The organism is Bradyrhizobium forestalis, assembly GCF_002795245.1.
GTDB lineage: Bacteria > Pseudomonadota > Alphaproteobacteria > Rhizobiales > Xanthobacteraceae > Bradyrhizobium > Bradyrhizobium forestalis.
In genome coordinates this window covers 1-255 of the sequence record NZ_PGVG01000173.1, presented here as the reverse complement: position 1 = coordinate 255, position 255 = coordinate 1, and the positions used below count along the sequence as shown (strand labels likewise).

General features: G+C 68.6%; 1 protein-coding gene. It reads right to left on the bottom strand.

What is annotated here, in order from left to right; all coding sequences use genetic code 11:
* Positions 1 to 255 (bottom strand): AMP-binding protein (locus CVM73_RS38980; RefSeq protein WP_146006774.1); only part of this gene is annotated, 255 nt, incomplete at both ends.

The window sequence follows — 255 nt, the reverse complement described above, 5'->3', positions numbered from 1 at the left end:
CAGATGATGCGCCAGCTGGTTGGCCCGCGCATTGAGCTCGCCATAGCTGACGCGCTCCTCCGCGCACACCACCGCCACCGCATCCGGCGCACGGCGCACCTGCGCCTCAAATAGCTCATGGATGCACCGCTGCTCAGGATACGTCACCGCCGTCCGGTTCAGCTCCTCCAGCAGATACGCCCGCTCGTCAGGTGGCAGGATGTCCAGCTCCCGCACCGGCGTGTTCGGCCCCCGCTCCAGCGCCTCCGCCAGCTG